At 56.8% G+C, this 23,575-nt stretch carries 20 protein-coding genes; 10 read left to right on the forward strand and 10 right to left on the reverse strand.

The genetic code is table 11. The features are described 5' to 3' along the window. Positions 1–35: 35 nt before the first annotated feature. The gene (gene uspB / locus E0L20_RS18390; RefSeq protein ID WP_003861224.1) at positions 36–371 is read right to left on the reverse strand and encodes a universal stress protein UspB; all 336 of its coding nucleotides are present in this window, start codon (positions 369–371) and stop codon (positions 36–38) included. 283 nt (positions 372–654) lie between these two features. Between uspB and uspA the strand changes: the two genes are divergently transcribed. Further along, entirely contained in the window at positions 655–1,092 is a 438-nt protein-coding gene (gene uspA, locus E0L20_RS18395; protein WP_003861223.1) for a universal stress protein UspA, read from the forward strand. Between the two features lie 66 nt (positions 1,093–1,158). Here uspA and rsmJ read toward each other — a convergent pair whose 3' ends face one another. Further along, the gene (gene rsmJ, locus E0L20_RS18400; RefSeq protein ID WP_131635206.1) at positions 1,159–1,923 is read right to left on the reverse strand and encodes a 16S rRNA (guanine(1516)-N(2))-methyltransferase RsmJ; all 765 of its coding nucleotides are present in this window, start codon (positions 1,921–1,923) and stop codon (positions 1,159–1,161) included. Between the two features lie 7 nt (positions 1,924–1,930). Further along, positions 1,931–3,973, reverse strand: coding sequence for an oligopeptidase A (gene prlC, locus E0L20_RS18405; protein WP_131635207.1), 2,043 nt, complete (start codon positions 3,971–3,973; stop codon positions 1,931–1,933). A 209-nt stretch (positions 3,974–4,182) separates the two neighbouring features. On the opposite strand from prlC, the gene E0L20_RS18410 reads away from it, so the two are divergent. The 3 genes from E0L20_RS18410 (at position 4,183) to E0L20_RS18420 (ending at position 8,283) form a co-directional block, all read left to right on the forward strand. Then, positions 4,183–5,025 (forward strand): 23S rRNA (adenine(2030)-N(6))-methyltransferase RlmJ, encoded by an 843-nt coding sequence (locus tag E0L20_RS18410; RefSeq protein WP_131635208.1) that lies wholly within the window; start codon positions 4,183–4,185, stop codon positions 5,023–5,025. Between the two features lie 71 nt (positions 5,026–5,096). Continuing rightward, positions 5,097–6,449 (forward strand): glutathione-disulfide reductase, encoded by a 1,353-nt coding sequence (gene gorA / locus E0L20_RS18415; protein WP_131635209.1) that lies wholly within the window; start codon positions 5,097–5,099, stop codon positions 6,447–6,449. Positions 6,450–6,633: 184 nt separating this feature from the next. After that, positions 6,634–8,283 carry an alpha,alpha-trehalase gene (locus E0L20_RS18420; RefSeq protein WP_131635210.1) on the forward strand — a complete coding sequence of 550 codons (1,650 nt, stop codon included), beginning with the start codon at positions 6,634–6,636 and terminating at the stop codon, positions 8,281–8,283. 123 nt (positions 8,284–8,406) lie between these two features. On the opposite strand, the gene E0L20_RS18425 is transcribed toward E0L20_RS18420, so the two are convergent. Then, a complete protein-coding gene (locus E0L20_RS18425) occupies positions 8,407–9,996 on the reverse strand; it encodes an STY4199 family HEPN domain-containing protein (RefSeq protein ID WP_131635211.1) in 1,590 nt (529 codons plus the stop codon). Between the two features lie 150 nt (positions 9,997–10,146). Between E0L20_RS18425 and E0L20_RS18430 the strand changes: the two genes are divergently transcribed. Both E0L20_RS18430 and E0L20_RS18435 read left to right on the forward strand, forming a co-directional pair. Then, the gene (locus E0L20_RS18430) at positions 10,147–10,689 is read left to right on the forward strand and encodes a GNAT family N-acetyltransferase (RefSeq protein WP_131635212.1); all 543 of its coding nucleotides are present in this window, start codon (positions 10,147–10,149) and stop codon (positions 10,687–10,689) included. A gap of 64 nt (positions 10,690–10,753) precedes the next feature. Further along, the gene (locus E0L20_RS18435; protein ID WP_131635213.1) at positions 10,754–11,092 is read left to right on the forward strand and encodes a glycoside hydrolase family protein; all 339 of its coding nucleotides are present in this window, start codon (positions 10,754–10,756) and stop codon (positions 11,090–11,092) included. On the opposite strand, the gene E0L20_RS18440 is transcribed toward E0L20_RS18435, so the two are convergent. Both E0L20_RS18440 and E0L20_RS18445 read right to left on the reverse strand, forming a co-directional pair. Next, complete coding sequence (locus tag E0L20_RS18440; protein WP_131635214.1) at positions 11,071–11,673, reverse strand: response regulator transcription factor; 603 nt, start codon at positions 11,671–11,673, stop codon at positions 11,071–11,073. The two genes, E0L20_RS18435 and E0L20_RS18440, sit on opposite strands and share 22 nt — an antisense overlap. Before the next feature lie 173 nt (positions 11,674–11,846). Then, entirely contained in the window at positions 11,847–12,605 is a 759-nt protein-coding gene (locus E0L20_RS18445) for an SDR family NAD(P)-dependent oxidoreductase (RefSeq protein ID WP_131635215.1), read from the reverse strand. A gap of 119 nt (positions 12,606–12,724) precedes the next feature. Here E0L20_RS18445 and E0L20_RS18450 point away from each other — a divergent pair, with 119 nt between their 5' ends. The 3 genes from E0L20_RS18450 (at position 12,725) to E0L20_RS18460 (ending at position 16,285) form a co-directional block, all read left to right on the forward strand. Continuing rightward, on the forward strand, positions 12,725–13,624 hold the full coding sequence (locus tag E0L20_RS18450) for a LysR family transcriptional regulator (RefSeq protein ID WP_131635216.1): 900 nt from the start codon (positions 12,725–12,727) through the stop codon (positions 13,622–13,624). A gap of 50 nt (positions 13,625–13,674) precedes the next feature. Beyond that, positions 13,675–14,700, forward strand: a complete 1,026-nt coding sequence (gene yhjD / locus E0L20_RS18455; RefSeq protein WP_131635217.1) for an inner membrane protein YhjD — start codon at positions 13,675–13,677, stop codon at positions 14,698–14,700. Positions 14,701–14,962: 262 nt separating this feature from the next. Continuing rightward, a complete protein-coding gene (locus E0L20_RS18460; protein ID WP_131635218.1) occupies positions 14,963–16,285 on the forward strand; it encodes an MFS transporter in 1,323 nt (440 codons plus the stop codon). Between the two features lie 92 nt (positions 16,286–16,377). On the opposite strand, the gene E0L20_RS18465 is transcribed toward E0L20_RS18460, so the two are convergent. Both E0L20_RS18465 and pdeH read right to left on the reverse strand, forming a co-directional pair. Further along, positions 16,378–18,420, reverse strand: a complete 2,043-nt coding sequence (locus tag E0L20_RS18465; RefSeq protein ID WP_131635219.1) for an AsmA family protein — start codon at positions 18,418–18,420, stop codon at positions 16,378–16,380. A 65-nt stretch (positions 18,421–18,485) separates the two neighbouring features. After that, positions 18,486–19,259 carry a cyclic-guanylate-specific phosphodiesterase gene (pdeH, locus tag E0L20_RS18470; RefSeq protein WP_131635220.1) on the reverse strand — a complete coding sequence of 258 codons (774 nt, stop codon included), beginning with the start codon at positions 19,257–19,259 and terminating at the stop codon, positions 18,486–18,488. A 230-nt stretch (positions 19,260–19,489) separates the two neighbouring features. On the opposite strand from pdeH, the gene kdgK reads away from it, so the two are divergent. Continuing rightward, complete coding sequence (gene kdgK, locus E0L20_RS18475) at positions 19,490–20,419, forward strand: 2-dehydro-3-deoxygluconokinase (protein ID WP_131635221.1); 930 nt, start codon at positions 19,490–19,492, stop codon at positions 20,417–20,419. Positions 20,420–20,509: 90 nt separating this feature from the next. On the opposite strand, the gene E0L20_RS18480 is transcribed toward kdgK, so the two are convergent. Next, a complete protein-coding gene (locus E0L20_RS18480) occupies positions 20,510–22,003 on the reverse strand; it encodes a M16 family metallopeptidase (protein WP_131635222.1) in 1,494 nt (497 codons plus the stop codon). Between the two features lie 225 nt (positions 22,004–22,228). Continuing rightward, positions 22,229–23,515, reverse strand: a complete 1,287-nt coding sequence (locus E0L20_RS18485; protein ID WP_131635223.1) for a dicarboxylate/amino acid:cation symporter — start codon at positions 23,513–23,515, stop codon at positions 22,229–22,231. Between the last annotated feature and the right edge of the window lie 60 nt (positions 23,516–23,575).

Here is a 23,575-nt window from a genome sequence, read left to right on the forward strand (position 1 = left end):
AAGCGGGTCAGGAAACTGACCCGCTTTTTTTATGCTCAGTGCCAAATCATCAATGCAATCATACTGACCACGACCAGCCCGCACAGGGCGCTGGTCAAAATGAACTGACGACGCAGGCGCTCGCAGCGACGAATAAACTCTTCATCGTGATGATCGCGGTAGCGCTGGTAGTAGATGTATCCCACCAGACGCATCTGCTTGCTGGGCTGTCCATGCGAGGTGAAGAACCCTCCACCGTCCACATACTGATACAGCAACGGATCGCAACCACGAAGTACCACTAACAGCGCACGTAACGATGAGAAGTAGCGCGCCATATTCACTATGCAAACTACGCATAACGCCCAAAACAATGCGACGGTGCTAATCATACATCCTCCCCGGCGTCCGCCCACGAAGCAAGGCTTCTGAGCTACCGCACCCCAATGCCCTGACAGACAGTTCAGTGAAAGAATGACTAAAAGTCGATCCGGTTCGCGTTTTAATATCCGAACGGCTCATTAAATAGTGTAGGAGATCCGTTAATTTTTTTGCCACAAGGTTAATCGTTATCAACACCAAAGCTTGAAAAATATGTTTAACTGGGCCGTAATGAAAGCATCAGACGACGGCTTTCCCATTTAGTCATCGATAACTTAAGGAAGGAGTAACACTATGGCTTACAAACACATTCTCATCGCGGTAGACCTCTCCCCGGAGAGCAAAGTGCTGGTTGATAAAGCGGTATCCATGGCACGCCCCTACAACGCGAAAGTTTCTCTGATTCACGTTGACGTGAATTACTCCGATCTCTATACCGGTCTGATCGACGTGAATCTTGGCGATATGCAAAAACGCATTTCCGAAGAGACGCACCACGCCCTGAGCGAACTGTCTACCAACGCAGGCTATCCGATCACCGAAACCCTGAGCGGCAGCGGCGACCTGGGTCAGGTGCTGGTTGATGCAATCAAGAAATACGATATGGACCTGGTGGTTTGCGGTCACCATCAGGACTTCTGGAGCAAGCTGATGTCCTCAGCGCGCCAGCTGATTAACACCGTTCACGTGGATATGCTGATTGTTCCGCTGCGTGACGAAGAAGACGAGTAAGTGCGTTAAATTCCCCTCACCCTAACCCTCTCCCACAGGGAGAGGGAATGATCGAGCCCCTCGCCCCTATGGGGAGAGGGGTTGGGGTGAGGGGATATAAATATCAAACCGGTGCCCTTTGGTGGTCACCGCGTTAGTCGTGGCAACGTCCGCCAGCGGCGGCGCATAGTCAGGGCGCTTCACCACCACCCGCTTCGTCGCGAGCTGACGAGCCGGCTCCAGCAGGCCATCGGCATCTAAATCCGGCCCCACCAGCGACTGAAACACCCGCATCTCTTTCTTCACCAGCGCGCTTTTCTGCTTATGCGGGAACATCGGGTCGAGATAGACCACCTGCGGGCGCGGGGAGATATCCGTCAATGCCGTCAGGCTGGAGGCGTGGATCAGCTGCAAACGTTCCTGCAGCCACGGGCCGATTTCCGGGTCCGCATAGCCGCGCGCCAGCCCATCGTCGAGCAGCGCAGCGACCACCGGATTACGTTCCAGCATCCGCACGCGGCAGCCGACTGACGCCAGCACAAAGGCATCGCGCCCCAGCCCCGCCGTGGCATCAACCACGTCCGGGAGGTAGCTCCCTTTAATGCCGACCGCTTTAGCCACCGCCTCGCCGCGACCGCCGCCGAACTTGCGCCGGTGCGCCATCGCGCCGCCGACAAAGTCGACAAAAATCCCGCCGAGCTTCGGTTCGTCGCGCTTGCGTAGTTCAAGGTGCGCTGTGGTCATCACCAGCGCCATCAGGTTTTCTTCATCGTGCTCCAGCCCCCAGCGGGCCGCCAGAACAGATAAGGCGCCGTCTCCTGCGCCCGTTTCATCTACCAGGCAGATCTTCACGTAACAATCAGCCTTTGATCCCGTAATGCTCGAGCATCGCATCCAGCTGCGGCTCGCGGCCACGGAAGCGTTTGAACAGTTCCATTGGCTCTTCAGAGCCGCCGCGGGTCAGGATGTTGTCGAGGAACGACTGCCCGGTCTCGCGGTTGAAAATGCCTTCCTCTTCGAAGCGAGAGAAAGCGTCTGCCGCCAGCACGTCCGCCCACAGGTAGCTGTAGTAGCCCGCCGCGTAGCCGCCCGCGAAGATATGGCTGAACGCGTGCGGGAAGCGGCCCCAGGTTGGCCCAGGAATAACCGCGACCTGCTTTTTAATCTCGGCCAGGGTTTCAAGGATTTTCGCCCCCTGCTCCGGGCTGAACTCCGCGTGCAGGCGGAAGTCGAACAGGCCGAACTCCAGCTGGCGCAGGATGAACATCGCCGCCTGATAGTTTTTCGCCGCCAGCATTTTATCCAGCAGCGCTTTCGGCAGCGGTTCGCCGGTCTCATAGTGGCCGGAGATAAACGCCAGCGCGTCCGGCTCCCAGCACCAGTTTTCCATAAACTGGCTTGGCAGCTCGACCGCATCCCACGGCACGCCGCTAATACCGGCCACGCCTGCGGTTTCGATGCGGGTCAGCATGTGGTGCAGACCGTGACCGAACTCGTGGAACAGGGTAATCACTTCGTCGTGGGTGAACAGCGCAGGCTTGCCGCTGACCGGACGGTTGAAGTTACAGGTCAGGTAGGCGACCGGCTTCTGCAGGGAACCGTCGGCTTTACGCATCTGGCCCACGCAGTCGTCCATCCACGCACCGCCGCGCTTGTTCTCACGCGCGTAGAGATCGAGATAGAAGCTGCCGCGCAGTTCGTTTTTCTCGTCATACAGCTCGAAGAAGCGCACGTCCGGGTGCCAGACGTCGATATCGGTACGCTCTTTGGCGGTGATGCCGTAGATGCGTTTTACCACTTCGAACAGGCCGTTAACGGCTTTGTTTTCCGGGAAGTACGGGCGCAGCTGCTCGTCGCTGATGCTGTAGAGGTGCTGCTTCTGTTTTTCGCTGTAGTACGCGATATCCCACGGCTGCAGCTCGTCCACGCCGAACTCCGCTTTCGCGAAGGTGCGCAGCTGGGCCAGCTCTTTCTCCCCCTGAGGACGGGCGCGTTTCGCCAGATCGGTCAGGAAGTCGAGTACCTGCTGCGGGTTTTCCGCCATTTTGGTGGCGAGGGATTTATCGGCGTAGTTTTCGAAGCCCAGCAGCTGTGCCAGCTCGTGACGCAGGGCGAGGATTTCCGCCATCACCGGGCTGTTGTCCCACTTACCGGCATTCGGCCCCTGATCGGAGGCGCGGGTGCTGTACGCGCGGTACATCTCTTCGCGCAGGGCCTGGTTGTCGCAGTAGGTCATCACCGGCAGATAGCTCGGGATATCCAGCGTTAACAGGAAACCGTCCTGCTCTTTCGCCTCGGCCTGGGCTTTTGCCGCCGCCAGCGCGCTTTCCGGCATACCCGCCAGCTCCGCTTCGTCGGTAATCAGCTTCGTCCAGCCCATGGTGGCGTCGAGCACGTTGTTGCTGTACTGGTTGCCCAGCTCGGACAGGCGAGCCGCGATTTCGCCGTAGCGAACCTGCTTCTCTTTTGGCAGGCCAATCCCGGACAGCTCAAAATCACGCAGGGCGTTATCGACCGATTTTTTCTGCGCCGCGTTCAGCTCGGCATAGTGGTCGCCGTCGCGCAGGTCGCGGTAGGCTTTGTAGAGCCCTTCGTGCTGGCCGACCCAGGTGCTGTACTCAGAGAGCAGCGGCAGGGTCTGTTCGTAGGCTTCGCGCAGTTCCGGGCTGTTTTTTACCGAGTTCAGGTGGCTGACCGGGGAGAAGATGCGCCCCAGCACGTCGTCCACTTCGGCCAGCGGCTGACACAGATTTTCCCAGGTGTACGGTGCGCCCTGCGCTACCACGCTTTCTACCGCCGCGCGGCAGTTGTCCAGCGATTGCTTAACGGCTGGAACCACATGCTCAGGGAGGATTTTAGAAAATGGCGGCAACGAAAAAGGCGTCAGTAATGGATTGGTCATAAACGCTGTCCTGTTGAAATAGGTGAATGAAGCGCGCATCCGGCGCTGTGCATATTGTTTTCTGTAATGGGGTTAAGTGTAGAGGATTTCAATGCCGGAGGTTGTCGAAAAACGCCCGGTGGCGCTGCGCTTACCGGGCCTACGGGTAATCTGTGCCGTTCTGCTGTAAACTGTGGCAAATCGTCATTTTCAGCGGAATATCATTACCCATGCTCAGTTATCGCCACAGCTTCCACGCTGGCAACCACGCCGACGTCCTTAAACACACCGTTCAGAGCCTGATCATCGAAGCGCTGAAAGAGAAAGATAAGCCGTTTCTCTACCTGGACACCCACGCGGGCGCGGGTCGTTATCAGCTGAGCGGTGAACATGCCGAGCGCACCGGTGAATACCTTGAGGGTATCGCCCGCATCTGGCAGCAGGACGATCTGCCTGCCGAGCTGGAGCCGTACATTGGCGTAGTGAATCACTTCAACCGCAGCGGCCAGCTGCGCTACTACCCTGGCTCCCCGCTGATTGCCCGCCAGCTGCTGCGCGAGCAGGACAGCCTGCAGCTGACCGAGCTGCACCCGAGCGATTTTCCCCTGCTGCGTTCTGAATTCCAGAAAGACAGTCGCGCCCGCGTGGAAAAATCCGACGGCTATCAGCAGCTGAAAGCCAAGCTGCCGCCGGTTTCCCGTCGTGGCCTGGTGCTGATCGACCCGCCGTACGAAATCAAAACCGACTATCAGGCGGTAGTGACCGGCATCAACGAGGGCTACAAACGCTTTGCCACCGGCACGTATGCGCTGTGGTATCCGGTGGTGCTGCGCGCGCAAATCAAACGCATGATCAAAGACCTGGAAGCGACCGGCATCCGCAAAATTCTGCAGATTGAGCTGGCGGTACGTCCGGACAGCGATCAGCGCGGCATGACCGCCTCCGGCATGATTGTGATCAATCCGCCGTGGAAGCTCGAAGCGCAGATGAACAACGTTCTGCCGTGGCTGCACAAAACGCTGGTGCCTGCCGGTACGGGCCACGCGACCGTCAGTTGGATCGTGCCGGAGTAATCGCAGGCATTGGTGGAACCTATTGATTTCAGGTATACAATCGCGGCAATTCACGATTAAGGACAAAAGCTATGACTAAGCATTATGACTACATCGCAATCGGCGGCGGCAGCGGCGGCATCGCCTCCATCAACCGTGCGGCCATGTACGGCCAGAAGTGTGCGCTGATTGAAGCCAAAGAACTTGGCGGCACCTGCGTGAACGTGGGTTGTGTACCGAAAAAGGTGATGTGGCACGCGGCGCAAATCCGCGAAGCGATTCATATGTACGGCCCGGACTACGGCTTTGACACCACCATCAATCACTTTGACTGGGACAAGCTGATCGCCAGCCGTACCGCCTACATCGACCGTATTCACACCTCGTACGATAACGTGCTGGGCAAGAACAACGTTGACGTGATCCGCGGCTTCGCCCGTTTCGTGGATGCGAAGACGATCGAAGTGAACGGCGAGACGATCACCGCCGATCACATCCTGATCGCCACCGGCGGCCGTCCGAGCCACCCGAACATTCCGGGCGCGGAATACGGTATCGACTCCGACGGGTTCTTCGAGCTGCCTGCCCTGCCTGAGCGCGTTGCCATTGTGGGCGCGGGCTATATCGCGGTTGAGCTGGCCGGCGTGATTAACGGCCTGGGTGCGGAAGCGCACCTGTTCGTGCGTAAACACGCGCCGCTGCGCAGCTTTGACCCGCTGATCGTGGACACGCTGGTAGAGGTGATGAACGCTGAAGGTCCAACCCTGCACACCAACGCCGTGCCGAAAGACGTTGTGAAAAACGCGGACGGCAGCCTGACGCTGGCGCTGGAAGATGGCCGTAGCCAGACCGTCGATTGCCTGATCTGGGCGATCGGTCGTGAACCGGCGAACGACAACTTCAACTTGGCCGTTACGGGTGTTAAAACCAATGACAAAGGCTATATCGTTGTCGATAAGTTCCAGAACACCAGCGTGCCGGGCATTTACGCCGTAGGCGATAACACAGGTGCGGTTGAGCTGACGCCAGTGGCCGTTGCAGCGGGCCGTCGTCTCTCCGAGCGCCTGTTTAACAACAAGCCGGACGAACATCTGGACTACAACCTGATCCCAACCGTGGTCTTCAGCCACCCGCCAATCGGCACCGTCGGCTTAACCGAGCCTCAGGCGCGCGAGCAGTACGGCGACGACCAGGTGAAAGTGTACAAATCCGCGTTCACCGCGATGTATACCGCCGTGACTTCTCACCGTCAGCCGTGCCGCATGAAGCTGGTGTGCGTAGGCCCGGAAGAGAAGATTGTGGGTATCCACGGCATTGGCTTCGGCATGGACGAGATCCTGCAGGGCTTTGCGGTGGCGCTGAAGATGGGCGCGACGAAGAAAGACTTCGATAACACCGTGGCTATCCACCCTACTGCGGCGGAAGAGTTTGTGACCATGCGCTAGTCCTGATGCCCCTCTGAAGAGGGGCATTTTTTATTCACATACATAAATCGTTGCAAAACGAATGCTCCGAAAATCGTGATCCACCGCACATATCCCTCCACAACTACCGAAGCGAATGTCTACGCTTATAAGACGCCCGGAAAAACCTGTCTTTGAGAACACATACCCGGAGGTCTTTATCATTATGTTCAACCAGAAACTACAGGCTGCCGAGAACATCGAATTCGAGATTGCAGAAGAGCTGCGCTACGAGACCGATCCCTGCGAGTTAAAACTGGATGAGATGATCGAGGCGGAGCCGGAACCAGAAATGATTGAGGGCCTGCCCGCGTCGGATGCGCTGACGCCCGCAGACCGCTATCTTGAACTGTTTGAGCACGTGCAGTCGTCGCGGCTGTTTGCGGACAGCAAAACCTTCCCCGACTGCGCGCCGAAAATGGACCCGCTGGATATCCTCATCCGCTACCGCAAAGTGCGACGCCACCGCGATTTCGATCTGGCGCGCTTCGTAGAGAACCACTTCTGGCTGCCGGAAGACTACAGCAAAGAGTATGTTTCAGACCCCGGTCTGTCACTGAAAGAGCACATCGATAACCTGTGGCCGGTTCTCACCCGCGAGCCGCAGGATCATATTCCCTGGTCCTCTCTGCTGGCGCTGCCGCAGGCGTATATTGTGCCGGGCGGACGATTCAGCGAGACCTACTACTGGGACTCGTACTTCTCGATGCTGGGGCTGGCGGAGAGCGGGCGCAACGATCTGCTGAAGTGTATGGCGGACAACTTCGCCTGGCTGATTGAGCGCTACGGCCATATTCCGAACGGCAACCGCACCTACTATCTCAGCCGCTCCCAGCCGCCGGTCTTTGCCCTGATGGTCGAGCTGTTCGAGGAAGACGGCGTGCGCGGTGCGAAACGCTATCTGGATCACCTCAAGATGGAATACGCGTTCTGGATGGACGGCGCGGAGTCGCTGCTGCTCAACCAGGCCTACCGTAGCGCCGTGCGTATGCCGGACGGCTCATTGCTCAACCGCTACTGGGACGACCGTGATACGCCGCGCGACGAGTCCTGGATTGAGGATGTGGAAACCGCTCGCCACTCCGGGCGCCCGCCCAATGAGGTATATCGCGATCTGCGGGCCGGTGCGGCCTCCGGCTGGGATTACTCGTCCCGCTGGCTGCGCGATCCCTCGCGGCTCGCCAGTATCCGCACCACGCAGTTTATTCCTATCGATTTGAACGCCTTCCTGTTCAAGCTGGAAAGCGCGATCGCCAATATCTCCGCGTCCAAAGGGGATAAAGAGGTTGCCGAGGAGTTCCGTCAGAAAGCGAGCGACCGCCGCGCGGCGGTGAACCGCTATCTGTGGGATGACGAGAACGGCTGTTATCGCGATTACGACTGGCGACGCGAAGAGATGGCGCTGTTTTCTGCCGCCAGCATTGTTCCGCTGTACGTTGGCATGGCGACGCACGAGCAGGCCGAGCGCCTGTCTGACGCGGTGAAAGCCCGCCTGCTGACGCCGGGCGGTATCCTGGCTACGGAGCACGAAACCGGTGAGCAGTGGGATAAACCCAACGGCTGGGCGCCGCTGCAGTGGATGGCGATCCAGGGGTTCAAACAGTACGGCAACGATTCGCTGGGGGATGAGATCGCCTGGAGCTGGCTGCAGACGGTTAATCATTTCTACAAAACGCACCACAAGCTGATTGAGAAGTACCATATCGCCAGCAGCACGCCGCGCGAAGGCGGCGGGGGTGAATACCCGCTGCAGGATGGCTTCGGCTGGACCAACGGCGTGGTGCGTCGGCTGATTGGGCTGTATGGGGAGCCTTGAGGGGAGTGCGGACTGGTCCCCTCACCCTAACCCTCTCCCCAGAGGGGAGAGGGGACTGCACGGTGCGCTCTTTATCTCCCTCGCCCCTTTGGGGAGAGGGCTGGGGTGAGGGGGGAAAAAAATTTAGCGAATCACCTCATAAATGGCGGTCTGAATGGACTGCCATTTTTTTGTGGTCGCATCCGGCTGCGATTTGGCGCGGCGCGTGGCCATATCGGCGTCGTGCTGCTGGCGCTTCACCACCGCCGGCACCGTGCAAAAGGCCTTCAAATACTGCTTACGCATTGAGGTCAGAGATTCGCCGTTGGCCATGGCGTGGCTGAGCGTGTTGATAAAGCGGCGGCACGGCTTTTCTTCCACCATGCTGCTGCGATAGCGCAAGATCAGCTCCAGCACAGCGTCATGGCCTGCCGACATCGCCTCTTCTGTCCATGAGAGCTTCCAGTCCATCCCCCCCTGCAAAAACAGCAGCGCCACGCGGGTATCGTTACGGTTGATGGCCGAACGGAAATTATTTTCGTCCCAGGTGACGCCCATGCGCGTCAAGGTTTCACGCGAGGACGGCGCTTCGCGCATCTCTTCCGGCTGCGCGGCTTCTACAGCCTTTGCGGCGACGGCCTGAGGTTTATCGCTGGTCACCAGCCAAAATCCACCGACGACAATCGCGATGACCATCACGCCCACCGCCACCCAAAGCATGCTGGAGATGAGCTGCTCACGCTGTTCAGGCGTTCGCGGTGCGCGCTGGGCAGGCTTTTCAATCGTGTCGCGAACCTCAAACAGATCGCCTCCGGTTACCCGATCCATTTTCTGCGCCTTTTCCCAGAAGGCGTGCAGCTCGCTGGCATCGACCGCCATTATCCCGGCCGGATTGATGCGCGTCCTTCCCTCTTCAAACGCACGCTGAACGGGGCGAGTGATTTGTGAATAGTAGTTATCGAGCAGCTGGATTTGCGCCGAGCTGAGCGTCTGCTGCACGGTAATGCAGTTGCGTATCTTGCGGATGTCATCAAGGAAGGTTTGCAGCGTTTTGCGCGGTTCAACCAGGAGCGTCAGCATGGCCGGATCGTTAAACTGTGAGGCGTAGTAGCGACTGAATTCTTTTTTATCCACCAGCAGCTGCGCCAGCTCGCTGAACATCATGCCGCTCAGGATATCGTTGATTTCGCCAAGCTTCAGCCAGCGACGCACGCGGTCGGCGTTAAACAACGTCTTAAGGTGATTACTCAGCCGCACCTGATCGGGCCACGCCTGCTGAATCAGCCCCTTTATCATCAGCTCGATCGCCCGCACCTGCTTGTGCGCCTGCTGCTGTTGGATCTCGTTGCCGGGCGTCAATTCGGTGCTATAGGTCAGGAGAGGCTGCTGCAGGCGCAGGTGCTCCAGGGCGGTGACAAAGCGCATAGCGGCAATAAGCTGGTTTTCACTGACATCCTGGCCGCTTTCATACTGCGGCACACGCTGCTGCAGCAGGCGCAGCTGCAGCGTGAAGTCTGACATCTCAGCGTCATTCAGGTTGAGCTGCTTCGCAACGGCTCCCCATCCGCCCATTCCTAAACGGGCAGTGTCCAGCTGCTCCAGAAACCAGCGCGGATCTTTGCCTTCCGAAACATGCACATTCAGGAGAAGCAGGATTTCGACAGAGGCCTGACGAATGACGGCCAGGCAGTGTTCGAACTGCTCGCGGATATGATGTGATGTGCTGAGAGTCATTGTTTTCCTTGAGAGACAACGAATACATCAAAACTGACCACGCAAGAGTGGTTTTTCTTTTTATTTATACGAGGTTATAAACATACCTGACTTTCTGTTGAAATAAAGTGACAACCTTATAATCATGACAAAAGCCTCAGGAGAATCTTAATGCCAGCCTTCACCACCGCACGTCTTACCTGTACGCCGCTGCAGGAGCAGGATTGGCCTTTCTTCCTTGCGCTCCAGCAGAACCCGGAGGTAATGCGTTTTGTTGCAGATAATCGCCCTGTATCGGCGATCCGTGATGCGTTTGATTCCCGTCTGGCACCCTGGACGCCCGGCAGCGCGCACTGGCTTTGTCTCGTCGTCCGCGACGCTGCCACGCAAACGCCGCTGGGGGTGACGGGTTACATTCAGCGCGAGGAAGCCTGTGCCGAAGTCGGATTTCTCTTCGCCCCCTCCGCGCAGGGTAAAGGCTATGGCTTTGAATCCCTGCAGGCGCTCTGCACATTTGCCTTTACCGAAGGCAAAATACGTCGGCTAAGCGCCACCGTAACGGCCGGAAATAGTGCCTCAAGACGCCTGCTGGAAAAAACCGGCTTTCAACGGGAAGGTGAGCTACGCGAAAGCTATTACCTTGGCGGACGCTGGCACAATGACTGGCTGTTTGGTTTGTTGAAACACGAGTACCCCTTAACCGCCGATCGATAGCCATTTGGCGGATATATCCGATGTTTCGTTTCCAGTAGAGTATCGCTATTAAGAGGAAACGAATATGAAAGGTTATCCGCTGAAGATATCGTCTTCTGCCATCACATTAATTAAGAAACAGCAGGGTTTATCCCTGGAAAAGTATTGTGATAATAAGGGATTATGGGTTATTGGATATGGTCACGTTATCCGCGAGTGGGAACATTTCCCCAAACTTATAACGCCCCTCCAGGCCGAATATTTACTCTTCGACGACCTTGAATTATGCGAGACGCTGCTGCGGGAAAACGGTACGCGACCATTAACCCCACAGCAGCACGACACCGTGGTTATGCTGATATTTGGTGCGGGTGACATCTCATCCCTTTCGCACGAGATCCTTCAGGCTATCACCCGGGTATAGTACATAGCTGCCTGGGTTCGGTTTTTAACCTCCAGACGGCGGAAGAGTGCTTCCAGATGCGCTTTTACCGTCGCCGCGCTGATATTCAGGCTGCGGCTAATTTCCTTGTTCGATTCACCGGCGGCCAGCAGTTTCAGCACTTCTCGCTGACGTTCGCTTAACGATAATACGGCCTGCTGCGACGGCGGTTGGCTGATCCACTCCCCGGGAAAACAGACCATCCCTCTTGAGACCGAATCCAGCACGGCGGAAAACCGTTCAGGATTTGCATTGCGGGGAATAATCGCCATTATGTTGTTCTGCAGCAGCTGCTCGGCCCATTGGGCTTCTCGTTTAGACAGCACCATTATCACGCGACTGGCCGGATAGCGGGCCATTATGTCGTTCAGAAAAGCGATGCCGTCATCCTGAATTAAATTCCCATCAATCATGACAATGGCTGTGGGTGAGGCTGCCAGCGACGCCCATAATTCATCTGTCTGACAGGTCCCTGTCATATTTATTCCCGGAATCAACTTCTGCAGACTGTGTTTCGCTCCATGAATAAATAATGACTGCCTGTCAAACATGATTACTCGCATATTATTTTCCCCTCTGAGAACAGCGAAGGGGGATTCTACCGAGGCATAATTTGAGAAAAAACTCAATGAATGGGAAGGTTACAAATCCAGCCGCGATCTTTAAATATGCCAGTATTTAGAAACATTCTTTTTAAGGATATCCTTAAAGGGTTCCCTCCCCTTAAGATAAGACCTTACAGGAACATACCGCCCGATACTTCAATGCGTTGCGCGGTCATCCATCCCAGCCTATCGCTAAGCAGCGCCGCAATTGCATCGCCAATGTCGTCCGGTAAGCCCACGCGCCCCAGCGCAGTTTGCGAAGCCAGCATCTGATTCAGCTCGGCGTTATCGCGCACCCGACCTCCGCCAAAATCCGTTTCGATAGCGCCCGGCGCGATGACGTTGACGGAAATCCCGCGCGCCCCAAGCTCTTTGGCCTGATAGCGGGTCAGCACTTCCATTGCCCCTTTCATCGCCGCGTAAGTGCCGGAGCCTGGCTGGGTAAAGCGGGCCAGACCGCTGGAGACGTTCAGTATCCGGCCCCCGTCGTTTATCAGCGGCAGCAGACGTTGGGTCAGGAAGAAGGGTCCTTTGAAATGCACGTTAAGAGCATCGTCAAACTGCGCTTCCGTTGTCTCGGTATAGGGTGCATACAACCCCGTCCCGGCGTTGTTTAATAAATAATCAAACCTGTCGCGCTGCCAGACCGTTTTCAGAATTTCCTGAACTTGCAGGGCAAACGCCTCAAAACCGGCAACATCCCTAACGTTAAGCTGTAATGCGGCGGCCTTAACGCCTTTTTCCTCAACGTGACGCACCACGTCGAGCGCCTCCTGCCGGCTGCTGTTATAGGTCAGGATGATTCCTGTCCCCTCTGCTGCCAGCTTCAATACCGCGTTTTTACCCAGGCCACGGCTCCCACCTGTTACTAATGCAATACGTTCAGACATAAGAAACCTCGTTTCGGCTGTTATGAAGATTGAGAAAGAGCTTATTAGGTGATAGAAAATCAATAAAGGGTGTGCCGAGCGCTTCACTGTTTCGCTTATAACAACAATGAGCTTTGCCTATGGATAAAATTCACGCAATGCAGCTTTTTATTCGCGTCGCTGAGCTGGAAAGTTTTTCCCGCGCGGCAGAGACGTTGAGCCTGCCAAAAGGCAGCGTCTCGCGTCAGATTCAGGCGCTTGAAAATCTCCTGGGAACCCAGCTTCTACACCGCACCACGCGCCGCGTCAGCCTGACGCAGGACGGAATGGTCTATTACGAACGGGCAAAAGACCTGCTGACCAACCTCGACGAACTCGACGGGATGTTCCAGCACGACCCTTCCAGCATCAGCGGACGGTTGCGCGTGGATATGCCCGTCGGCGTTGCTCGAAATTTAGTCATCCCCAAACTGCCCGCGTTTTTACAGCAGTATCCCGGGATTGAACTCGAACTGAGCAGCAGCGACCGCCTGGTGGACGTCATTCGTGAAGGATTTGACTGCGTGGTGCGCGTGGGAACGCTGAAGGATTCGGGGCTGATCGCGCGCCCGCTGGGTCGGCTTTCGGTGATCAACTGCGCCAGCCCGGATTATCTTGCGCGTTTTGGCTATCCGGAAACGCTGGACGATCTCGGTTCCCATGCGGTGATTCATTACGCCGCCACGCTGGGCACCCGCCCGCAGGGCTTTGAATTTTATAACGGCAGCGCAACGCAGTGGGTGAAAACGGGCGGGATACTGACGGTAAACAGTACAGAAACCTACCATGCAGCCTGTATCGCCGGGCTGGGCATTATTCAGGTACCGCGCGTCGGCGTGCGTGACTCCCTGCGCGCGAAAAAACTTATCGAAATTCTGCCGCAATACCGGGCGGAACCTATGCCGGTTTCCCTGATTTACCCCCACCGCCGTAACCTTTCCCGCCGGGTGCATCTCTTTATGGAGTGGCTTACCAACCTCACAAAAGCCTACGTGGATTAACCGCAGGCTATAATTCAATAACCTCCAGCTCAACGAAAAGGAAAACGCGCGTGACGCCGGAAAATAACCCGCAACGACCAACTCAACATTTGGATTATGATCCCATCAAAAAGATGGAAACCGAGCCTGAAGAGCCAAAATCACCCGGTACTGCCACCAGGGCGCTGGGGACCGTCACCAGCATGGCAGAGAAGATTCAGCAGATCCCCATGATTGCGCATGTGATACGGGCCACCGAGCGCTTTAATGACCGCATGGGCAATCAGTTTGGCGCGGCCATCACCTATTTCTCTTTCCTGTCGATGATTCCAATCCTGATGGTGTCATTTGCCGCCGCCGGTTTCGTGCTTGCGTCGCACCCGACGCTGCTGCAGGACATCTTCAATAAAATCCTGACCAACGTCAGCGACCCGACGCTCGCCACCACACTCAAAAGCACCATCAATACCGCCGTGCAGCAGCGTACCACCGTTGGGATCGTGGGGTTATTGATTGCGCTGTACTCGGGAATCAACTGGATGGGCAACCTGCGCGAAGCGATCCGCGCCCAGTCGCGCGACGTCTGGGAGCGTACGCCGCAGGATCAGGAAAAAATTTGGATTAAGTATCTACGCGACTTTATCTCCCTGATCGGCCTGCTCATTGCGCTGATCGTGACGCTCTCGATTACCTCCGTCGCCGGTTCTGCCCAGCAGATGATTATCTCTGCGCTCTATCTCGATTATATTGAATGGCTGAAGCCCGCCTGGCGCGGGATTGGGCTGGCAATCTCCATCTTTGCCAACTACCTGCTGTTCTTCTGGATCTTCTGGCGCTTGCCCCGCCATCGCCCGCGCAAGAAGGCGCTGATCCGCGGAACGCTGATTGCGGCGATCGGCTTTGAGGTGATTAAAATTGTGATGACCTACACCCTGCCGTCGCTGGTGAAATCGCCTTCCGGCGCGGCGTTTGGTTCGGTGCTGGGGCTGATGGCGTTCTTCTACTTCTTCGCCCGCCTGACGCTGTTCTGCGCCGCGTGGATTGCCACCGCCGAGTACAAAGATGACCCGCGCATGCCGGGCAAAACGCACCGCTAAATCATCCATCGGGCTGAAAATTTCAGCCCGATTCATCATTTCAGCATATAAATCCAGTCCGTAACTTTTATTTAACCAAAAACCAGTTTTATTCTCTAATATTTAAAAACTGTGAAGCATTTCATGGAAGAGATTTGGCTGGCCTGAAAATTATCCCCTTTTTGTTGCTTTTATCGCCAACTTACGACTTTGTTACAGATTGAAATGTCGCTTTTGCTATGCCTAATATGGCCGTTCGTTCGTCAAAAAATAAGAAAATATTATGCAAGCAACAGCCACCACACTCGACTCTGAGGCCGGTCAAACGCCGGTAAACTCACGCAACAAAGTTGTCGTCGCATCGCTGATTGGCACCGCCATTGAGTTCTTCGACTTTTACATTTACGCCACCGCAGCGGTCATCGTCTTCCCGCATATCTTCTTCCCGCAGGGCGATCCGACGGCGGCCACGCTGCAGTCGCTGGCAACCTTTGCCATCGCGTTCGTTGCGCGTCCGATTGGCTCAGCGCTGTTTGGTCACTTTGGCGATCGCATCGGTCGTAAAGTGACGCTGGTCGCTTCGCTGCTGACCATGGGGATCTCCACCGTCGCGATCGGCCTGCTGCCGACCTACGAAACCATCGGCATTCTGGCTCCCGTGCTGCTGGCGCTGGCGCGCTTTGGTCAGGGCCTGGGTCTTGGCGGTGAATGGGGTGGCGCGGCGCTGCTGGCAACCGAGAATGCCCCGGCGCGCAAGCGTGCGCTGTACGGTTCTTTCCCACAGCTTGGCGCGCCGATTGGCTTCTTCTTCGCTAACGGCACCTTCCTGCTTCTCTCCTGGCTGCTGACGGATGAACAGTTCATGAGCTGGGGCTGGCGTATTCCGTTTATCTTCTCAGCCGTACTGGTGCTGATTGGCCTGTATGTGCGTGTTTCCCTGCACGAAACCCCGGTGTTTGCCAAAGTCGCCGCGGCGAAAAAGCAGGTTAAAGTGCCGCTGGGCACGCTGCTCACCAAACACGTCCGCGTGACCGTTCTGGGCACGTTCATCATGCTGGCGACCTACACACTGTTCTACATCATGACCGTCTACTCTATGACGTACAGCACCGCCGCGGTGCCGGTTGGCCTGGGCCTGCCGCGTAACGAAGTGCTGTGGATGCTGATGATGGCGGTAATCGGGTTTGGCGTGATGGTGCCGATTGCCGGTCTGCTGGCGGATAAATATGGCCGTCGCGCGAGCATGATTGTTATCACCTCGCTGATAATCCTGTTTGCGCTGTTCGTGTTCCCGCCGCTGCTGGGTTCAGGCAGCCCTGCGCTGGTGATGGCGTATCTGCTGATTGGCCTGAGCCTGATGGGATTAACGTTCGGCCCGATGGGCGCGCTGCTGCCGGAGCTGTTTCCGACCGAAGTGCGTTACACCGGCGCGTCGTTCTCCTACAACGTCTCGTCTATTCTGGGCGCGTCCGTTGCGCCGTACATCGCCACCTGGCTGCAGGCGAACTACGGTCTGTTCTATGTGGGCGTCTATCTGGCATCTATGGCCGCGCTGACGCTGATTGCGCTGCTGCTGACGCACGAAACGAAGCATCAGGCTCTGTAAGCTTATGCCGGGTGGCGCTGCGCTTACCCGGCCTACATTTGACTCGTAGGCCGGGTAAGGCGTAGCCGCCACCCGGCAAAACAGACCGCACCTTACTTCTTCATCTGCGCAAGAATGTTACGGCACTGATTAGCATCCCCTTCTGACGGCGAGATCAGCGCCAGCAGCGCTGCGGCTGGCGTCACCAGCGTGGCGAGGGCTGCGGCGACTGCGCCGCGCGCAATCAGCGGCCCGGCCTTGACGCCCGCCTGCGGATTTTTGAAGGTGCCGCGCACGTAGAGCGGCGATCGCAGGGTGATGATACGAATCCCCTTACTTTCCGGATCGATGGTCAAATCCAGCTGCTCAGAGGCCATGCTGGCGGTGCCGGTCACGTTGATAACCGCATTTTCCGTGTCAAAGGCGAAAATCTGCGGGCGCGCCACGCCGTTGACAAGATCCACGTTCGCCGCCGCGCAGTTCACGCGAACCTCATCATCGCCAAAGATTTGCCCGATGATGAAGTTACCGACGTTCAGCCCCAGGATCTCCATCAGATTTCGGCTGATCAGCCCGTCGTTCATCAGCAGCTTCAGGTTGCCGTTGCCGCTGCCCAGCAGCGCCGCCACGGAATTACCCGTACCGCGAATGTCGGCATCGCCGTTCATCTCACCGAGCGTTTTCTGCATCAGCTCGACGTTGGGCATCAGCTCTTTCAGCTTAAGCCTGCGCGCCTGGATCTCCGCCCGCCCCTGCATCGGCTTTTTGTCGCCCTCAAGGTGGATGTTGGATGAGATTGTCCCGCCCGCCAGGCCAAACTTCAGCGGCTGCAGGCGCAGGTCAGCGTTTTTGAGGATGATGTGCGTTGAAAGGTCGCTGATGGGCAAGGTGCTGCCATGCTCAATCTTCCGCCCCTTGAAGCGAACGTCCGCGTCCATCACGTCCCATTTGTCGGTTTCAAAGCGGTCATACGGCAGGACTTTCCCCGAAGGCTGTACGTCCTTTTTCACCTCTTTTGACTTCGTGCCTTTCCCGGAATCGACGCCAATCAGCGGCCCCAGATCGGCAAGCCTCAGCTGTCGGGATTCCACATCTCCTTCCAGTTTCGGGCGCGGTTTTCCGGTGGAATAGGTCAGCGAACCATGAATATCGCTGTCCCCAATACGGCCGTTGAAATCCCGGTAGTCAAAGACCGAGGATTTCTGCGTGTCAATTTTCGCTACCAGATGCCCGTCCGTTTCAAACGGCGGCGTATCCGGCAGGAGGACGCCGGTGAGATCGTACAGTTCGCCCAGCGAGTCGCCTGCAAACTTCAGCTGCAGATCGACGCCGCCCATGTTCATCGGGTCGTTAACCGTGCCCACGAACGCCACGCGGGTGTTGCCAGAGCGGAAATCCGCCTGCACCGGGAACGGCGTGCCTTCGCTGCGCAGGGCCAACATGCCGCCAATTTTCCCTTTGCCGGTTAGCGGCTGGCCGTTGTACCGCCCCTTCGCCGTCAGGCCGAACACGTAATCGCCGGCTTTAGCGTTATCGCCTTTGGCTTTACTGCCGGTGACTTCGCTGAAAGGCAGCGGTTTTCCTAACGGATCGACCAGGATCTCCACGTCCGCCTTGCTGACCTTATCGTCAATGGCGATCCGCCCGCGATCGAAGAGAATGTTGTCGAGGCGGAAAGACCATGATGAAGGCTGTGCGTTGGGATCTTTTTCGCCGTCGCTGGCGAGGTTAAACGTCCAGTTATTGTTTTTTTCAGAGAGGCGGATAAGTCGCGCATCGGGCTTCTGGAGCTTGATCCACGGCAGATAGACCGTTTTGGTCAGCAGCGCTAAGGGTGCCAGCGTCGCTTCGACGCGCGGCAGATGGACCATCGTGACGTCGGGGATGTCCGGCGGGTTGCCGAGAACAATGTCGTCAGCATGAACGTGCGGCCAGGGAACCCAGCTTCGCCAGCCCGTTTCTTCTTTCTGGCGTTCCCAGACCACGCCCAAATCGCCGCGGATCGCGAAGGGGCGATTTAGCTCGGTCGAGACTTTCTGGTTGATGGTCGGCTTGAGTCGGTTCCAGTCGAACGTTGCGATAATGATGATAGCGATCGCGATCAACAACAAGAAAATCCCTGCTGTCCAGGAGATAACCCTGGTTGTTTTTGTCATTTTCGTCCCCTTTCCTGATGACTTTGCCTATAAAACTATAGTCCAGACAAAGGGAAGCGGGCAGATCAGAGGTGGGTTATCACGGTTTCCAGGGTATTCACCGGAACCGGGCGGGAGAGGAAATAACCTTGCGCGGCGGCTGCGGGTGAGTTTTGGACATCGCGCCACTCCTCCAGCGTTTCAACGCCTTCGACGATGACGCCCTGGCAATAGCGGTTCATCAGCTGGAGCAGCAGCGTGAACAGATTCCGTCCTTCCGGGGTCTGTCGCAGCATGATGAACAGGTCGCGCGCCACTTTAATGTAGTCGTAACGCACTTCACTCAGCGCGGAGAAATTCGCCATGCCCGTTCCAAAGTCATCCAGCCACAGCGGACCAAATTCGCACATTGAGGCAAACGACGAATCCTGCGGTAAGCGGACGTGTTCTACCAGCTCAAAGCGCATCCACGGCAGGGTCGCGATCAAATCCTGCAGTTTCGGGTTCTGCCGCAAGGCCAGCAGGGTCGGACCATCCACGTTCACCGAGGCAAGGATATTGTGCTGCTCGAAAAAGGGCTGTTTCGTCGCCAGCAAGCGCAGCTGTTCTTCCAGAACGTCCAGACGCTGGCGAACGGCAACTTCGGCAAAATAGCGATCGGGCGCGATGCGCTGCGAAGGATTAGAAGGGTGCGTAACGACCGTTAAAATTTCAATCGCCATCAGTCGACCGTCCGTTCGGTAGATCGGCTGATAGGTATATTCACGCTCACACTGCAGCCAGTAGCGATGCTCCTGCAAGTTCTCAATACTTGCCTCAGGCGTAGTGTTCAGCCGCTGGATAACCTGCTCTGACTTCATTTCAGATGTCCTGTTGTTGGGGATGGCCTTTCTGGACTCGTCACTGGGTTATCGGCGCAGCAATTGAGAACTTTATGTTCAATTCGCCGGGAAGTTGAAATTAAGATGACAGAAATTGTCCGGAACACGTGCTGGCTCAAAAAAAATAATGGAACGATGTTTTAAGATAGTTGACCACATAATTCACTCAGCGCACACTACCGTTAATTACTCTGTTCAGGTTCACGACTATGTCTAAAAAAATTGCCGTGATTGGCGAATGCATGATTGAGCTGTCACAAAAAGGCGCGGAAGTTAGCCGCGGTTTTGGTGGCGATACCTTAAACACGTCCGTTTATATTGCCCGTCAGGTTGCCCCCGAGGCACTTACCGTGAACTACGTTACCGCCCTGGGAACGGATAGCTTCAGCCAGCAGATGCTGGAAGCCTGGCAGAGTGAAAACGTTCAAACCTCGCTGATCCAGCGCATGGAAAATCGTCTGCCGGGTCTGTACTACATCGAAACCGACAGCACCGGGGAGCGCACCTTCTACTACTGGCGTAACGAAGCCGCCGCCAAATTCTGGCTGGAGAGCGAGGCCGCAGGCGCCATTTGTGAAGAGCTGGCCACCTTCGACTATCTCTATCTGAGCGGCATCAGCCTCGCAATCTTAAGTCCGGAGAGCCGCGAAAAGCTGCTGTCGCTGCTGCGCGAGTGCCGCGCCAACGGCGGCAAGGTGATTTTCGATAATAACTACCGTCCACGCCTGTGGGCGAGCCGCGAAGAGACGCAGCAGGTGTATCAGCAGATGCTGCAATGCACCGACATCGCGTTCCTGACGCTCGACGACGAAGATGCCCTGTGGGGCGAGAAGCCGGTTGATGAGGTTATCGCGCGCACTCAGGCCGCAGGCGTCAGTGAAGTGGTCGTTAAGCGTGGCGCAGAGTCCTGCCTGGTTGCCGTTGCGGGCGAAGCCGTCGTTGACGTGCCGGCGGTGAAGCTGGCGAAAGAGAAAGTGATCGATACCACAGCGGCGGGTGATTCCTTCAGCGCGGGTTATCTGGCGGTACGCCTGACGGGGGGAACCCCTGAAGCCGCGGCCCTGCGCGGCCATCAGACGGCCAGCACCGTGATCCAGTATCGCGGGGCGATTATTCCGCGCGAGGCGATGCCTGCTTAACGGGCTTTGCCCCTCACCCCTGCCTCTCCCCAAAGGGGCGAGGGTGTTTGTAGTTCCCTCTCCCACTGGGAGAGGGCCAGGGAGAGGGGCTTACTGCCCCTGCGGAATATCCGTCGCATCCTGGTGTAAATCATCTGCCACCGCAGGCTGCGCTGCCTGAGATACCGGCGCCATAATTCCATTCCAGGTCGCCTGCAGCTCCTTCATGTCATATTCCGGTTCGCCTTTCGGCTGCAGAAGGATCAGCGCCATATCCTGCGACAGCTGCTGACGTAAATCCTGATTCAACATTTCGACGGTCAAACCGTTCAGGAAGTCCTGACGCAGCTTCTGATACTGCTCGGGTGCAATATCCACAACCTGGTTTTGCAAGGAGCGAATGCGCTGGCTGATCAGAATGTTCGTATCGGCACGGGCATAGGTTGCAAACAGCTTCTGCAGCTCGAGTTTTTTCTGCGCCACCAGCGCGTTGAACTCTTCTTCAGAGAGGCCATCTTTGCGCACTTTTTCCAGCTCTTTCGCGACCACGCCAAGATTCGCATTCAGCTTATCGCTCGGCGACTCAACGTTAATGGCGCACTGCGCACGCTGGAACAGCACGCGGCAGTCAAAGCCCAGGCCGATATTCTTCACGTTATTTTTGCTCAGCGTCTGCTGGACGTGCCAGAACAGCGCCTCACGCGCCAGATCGGCGCGCCAGTAGCGCAGCAGCGCGGCTGATTCACGGATAGGCTGCCATGCGGTGTCCCACATCATGGAGAGACGGTCCTGGCGCACGGTGTCCGTCATGATGCTGACGGGCTCTGCACGCAGCGGAGAGAGCGTCGGTACAGGGGCTGGCGTCTCACGCTTGCCTTTCAGGTCGCCAAACGCTTTGTTGATCTGCTCAACTACCGCGCGGCTGTCTACGTTGCCGACCACGATCAGCGTCATTGCGTCCGGGGTGTACCATTTCTGGTAGAAGGAGTTGACCTGCTCAACGTCCACCGGCTGCTTCAGCGGCTCTGCCGGATCGTGCCCGAGCAGCGTTGAGCCTTTCAGGCGATAGCGCCACCAGCCCTCTTTGGTATCCACAGGCCAGGTCGCGACCATATCGCTGTTGCTGAGCGCGTAATTCACGGTGTCCGGCGTAATCGCCAGCTTGCCGGTGGCATCGGAGAGATAGGTTAGCGCTTCTTTTAGCAGATCGTTTCGGTTGTTCGGCAGGCTCAGGTTAAACATGGTGTAGTCGTAAGAGACCACAGCCGGAGGCAGCGGGCGTTTCGGATCGATGGCCTGTTGCCAAAGGGAACGCACCTGAACCGCCTGCAAACTGCCGCTCTGGGTGAGCGCCAGTCGAGGAATAAAATGGCTAAAGCCGGTCTGCTGGGTGCTTTCAGTGAGGGAGCCGGTATTCACTGACAGACGGATTTCGATACGGTCGCTGGGACGCTGCGGGGTGGCTAAAACTTGCCACTGAAAACCATTCGCCAACGTCCCTTGTTGCCAGGCCGGGTCTGGCTGGAGCGCATCTGCCTGCACATAACTGGCTGCTGCCATCATCAGCAAACCGCCGGTTAAGAGTCGAATTTTTGTGCCCTGCATGTGAACCCCTGATCAACATTCCTGGTTAAAAAGAGTGTCTCGCGACGCGCTTCACTCTAAAAGATGACGATGAAAACACGTCGATTAGACCGCGTGTTCGGCAAAACGTCACGGTTCGAAGTGAAATATACCCAAAAAAAATCTTGTCGAAGTATGACAGGTATGAGCGGTTATTATGCGCAGGAGCCCGCATTCCGACAAGGGAATGCGGGTATTTTCAGGATATCAGGAGGATAAACCGGCGGTTTTGTCACCCGCGTTACGGTTGTTTAACGTATCGTCGAGCTTTTTATGATCCAGCTCTTTCACCCACTTCGCGACAACTACCGTTGCCACGCCGTTACCCACCAGGTTGGTTAACGCGCGGGCTTCAGACATGAAGCGGTCGATCCCCAGGATGAGCGCCAGACCCGCCACCGGCAGGTGCCCCACGGCAGAGATGGTGGCTGCCAGCACGATAAAGCCGCTGCCCGTGACGCCAGCCGCCCCCTTGGACGACAGCAGGAGCACCACCAGCAGCGTAATCTGGTGGAAGATATCCATATGGCTGTTGGTGGCCTGCGCGATAAATACCGCCGCCATCGTCAGGTATATCGAGGTGCCGTCCAGGTTGAACGAGTAGCCCGTCGGAATTACCAGCCCCACCACCGATTTCCGGCAGCCCAGCTTTTCCATCTTATCGAGCATACGCGGCAGCGCCGATTCAGAGGACGAGGTCCCGAGAACAATCAGCAGCTCTTCGCGGATATAGCGGATAAATTTGAAAATGCTGAAGCCCGCCGCACGGGCGATGGAACCGAGCACCACAACCACAAACAGGATACAGGTGATGTAGAAGCAGACGATCAGCTGGCCCAGCTGCACCAGCGTACCGACGCCGTATTTACCAATCGTGAAGGCCATCGCGCCGAAGGCCCCAATCGGTGCCAGGCGCATGATCATGTTGATGATGCCGAAGATGACCTGCGAGAAGCTTTCAATCACGTTGAAGATGAGCTGGCCTTTGCTGCCCAGGCGATGCAGGGCAAAACCAAACATCACGGCAAACAGCAGCACCTGCAGGATGTTCCCGCTGGCGAATGCGCCGATAACGCTGCCAGGAATGACGTCCAGCAGGAAGGCCACCACGCCCTGGTCCTTCGCCTGGTCGGCGTAAATCGCCACCGCTTTGGCATCCAGCGTTGACGGGTCAACGTTCATTCCCGCGCCGGGCTGAACAACGTTAACAATAATGAGGCCGATAATCAGGGCAATGGTGCTGACCACCTCAAAATAGAGAAGGGCCACTGCGCCGGTACGACCAACCGCCTTCATGCTTTCCATGCCCGCGATGCCGGTCACTACCGTACAGAAGATCACCGGAGCGATGACCATTTTGATCAGCTTAACGAACGCGTCGCCAAGCGGTTTCATTTGTGCGCCCAGTTCAGGGTAGTAGTGGCCAAGCAAAATACCGATTGCGATGGCCGTCAGGACCTGAAAGTAAAGGCTTTTGAAGAGAGAGGTTTTCATAGGGTGTCCTTGGAAAGAAAAACCACAGGCTTTTTAAGGTTATGGTTAACCTGCGGCTTT

The sequence above is a fragment of the Enterobacter wuhouensis genome, assembly GCF_004331265.1.
GTDB lineage: Bacteria > Pseudomonadota > Gammaproteobacteria > Enterobacterales > Enterobacteriaceae > Enterobacter > Enterobacter wuhouensis.

What these genes read in the sequence shown, in the direction of transcription:
- pdeH (WP_131635220.1), bottom strand. Translation starts at nt 19,259, where the DNA reads ATGAAGTCAGAGCAGGTTATCCAGCGGCTGAACACTACGCCTGAGGCA.
- E0L20_RS18425 (WP_131635211.1), bottom strand. Translation starts at nt 9,996, where the DNA reads ATGACTCTCAGCACATCACATCATATCCGCGAGCAGTTCGAACACTGC.
- E0L20_RS18480 (WP_131635222.1), bottom strand. Translation starts at nt 22,003, where the DNA reads ATGCAGGGCACAAAAATTCGACTCTTAACCGGCGGTTTGCTGATGATG.
- E0L20_RS18435 (WP_131635213.1), top strand. Translation starts at nt 10,754, where the DNA reads ATGAAAGGTTATCCGCTGAAGATATCGTCTTCTGCCATCACATTAATT.
- E0L20_RS18485 (WP_131635223.1), bottom strand. Translation starts at nt 23,515, where the DNA reads ATGAAAACCTCTCTCTTCAAAAGCCTTTACTTTCAGGTCCTGACGGCC.
- kdgK (WP_131635221.1), top strand. Translation starts at nt 19,490, where the DNA reads ATGTCTAAAAAAATTGCCGTGATTGGCGAATGCATGATTGAGCTGTCA.
- E0L20_RS18460 (WP_131635218.1), top strand. Translation starts at nt 14,963, where the DNA reads ATGCAAGCAACAGCCACCACACTCGACTCTGAGGCCGGTCAAACGCCG.
- prlC (WP_131635207.1), bottom strand. Translation starts at nt 3,973, where the DNA reads ATGACCAATCCATTACTGACGCCTTTTTCGTTGCCGCCATTTTCTAAA.
- E0L20_RS18420 (WP_131635210.1), top strand. Translation starts at nt 6,634, where the DNA reads ATGTTCAACCAGAAACTACAGGCTGCCGAGAACATCGAATTCGAGATT.
- uspA (WP_003861223.1), top strand. Translation starts at nt 655, where the DNA reads ATGGCTTACAAACACATTCTCATCGCGGTAGACCTCTCCCCGGAGAGC.
- E0L20_RS18445 (WP_131635215.1), bottom strand. Translation starts at nt 12,605, where the DNA reads ATGTCTGAACGTATTGCATTAGTAACAGGTGGGAGCCGTGGCCTGGGT.
- gorA (WP_131635209.1), top strand. Translation starts at nt 5,097, where the DNA reads ATGACTAAGCATTATGACTACATCGCAATCGGCGGCGGCAGCGGCGGC.
- E0L20_RS18450 (WP_131635216.1), top strand. Translation starts at nt 12,725, where the DNA reads ATGGATAAAATTCACGCAATGCAGCTTTTTATTCGCGTCGCTGAGCTG.
- E0L20_RS18440 (WP_131635214.1), bottom strand. Translation starts at nt 11,673, where the DNA reads ATGCGAGTAATCATGTTTGACAGGCAGTCATTATTTATTCATGGAGCG.
- E0L20_RS18465 (WP_131635219.1), bottom strand. Translation starts at nt 18,420, where the DNA reads ATGACAAAAACAACCAGGGTTATCTCCTGGACAGCAGGGATTTTCTTG.
- uspB (WP_003861224.1), bottom strand. Translation starts at nt 371, where the DNA reads ATGATTAGCACCGTCGCATTGTTTTGGGCGTTATGCGTAGTTTGCATA.
- E0L20_RS18410 (WP_131635208.1), top strand. Translation starts at nt 4,183, where the DNA reads ATGCTCAGTTATCGCCACAGCTTCCACGCTGGCAACCACGCCGACGTC.
- E0L20_RS18430 (WP_131635212.1), top strand. Translation starts at nt 10,147, where the DNA reads ATGCCAGCCTTCACCACCGCACGTCTTACCTGTACGCCGCTGCAGGAG.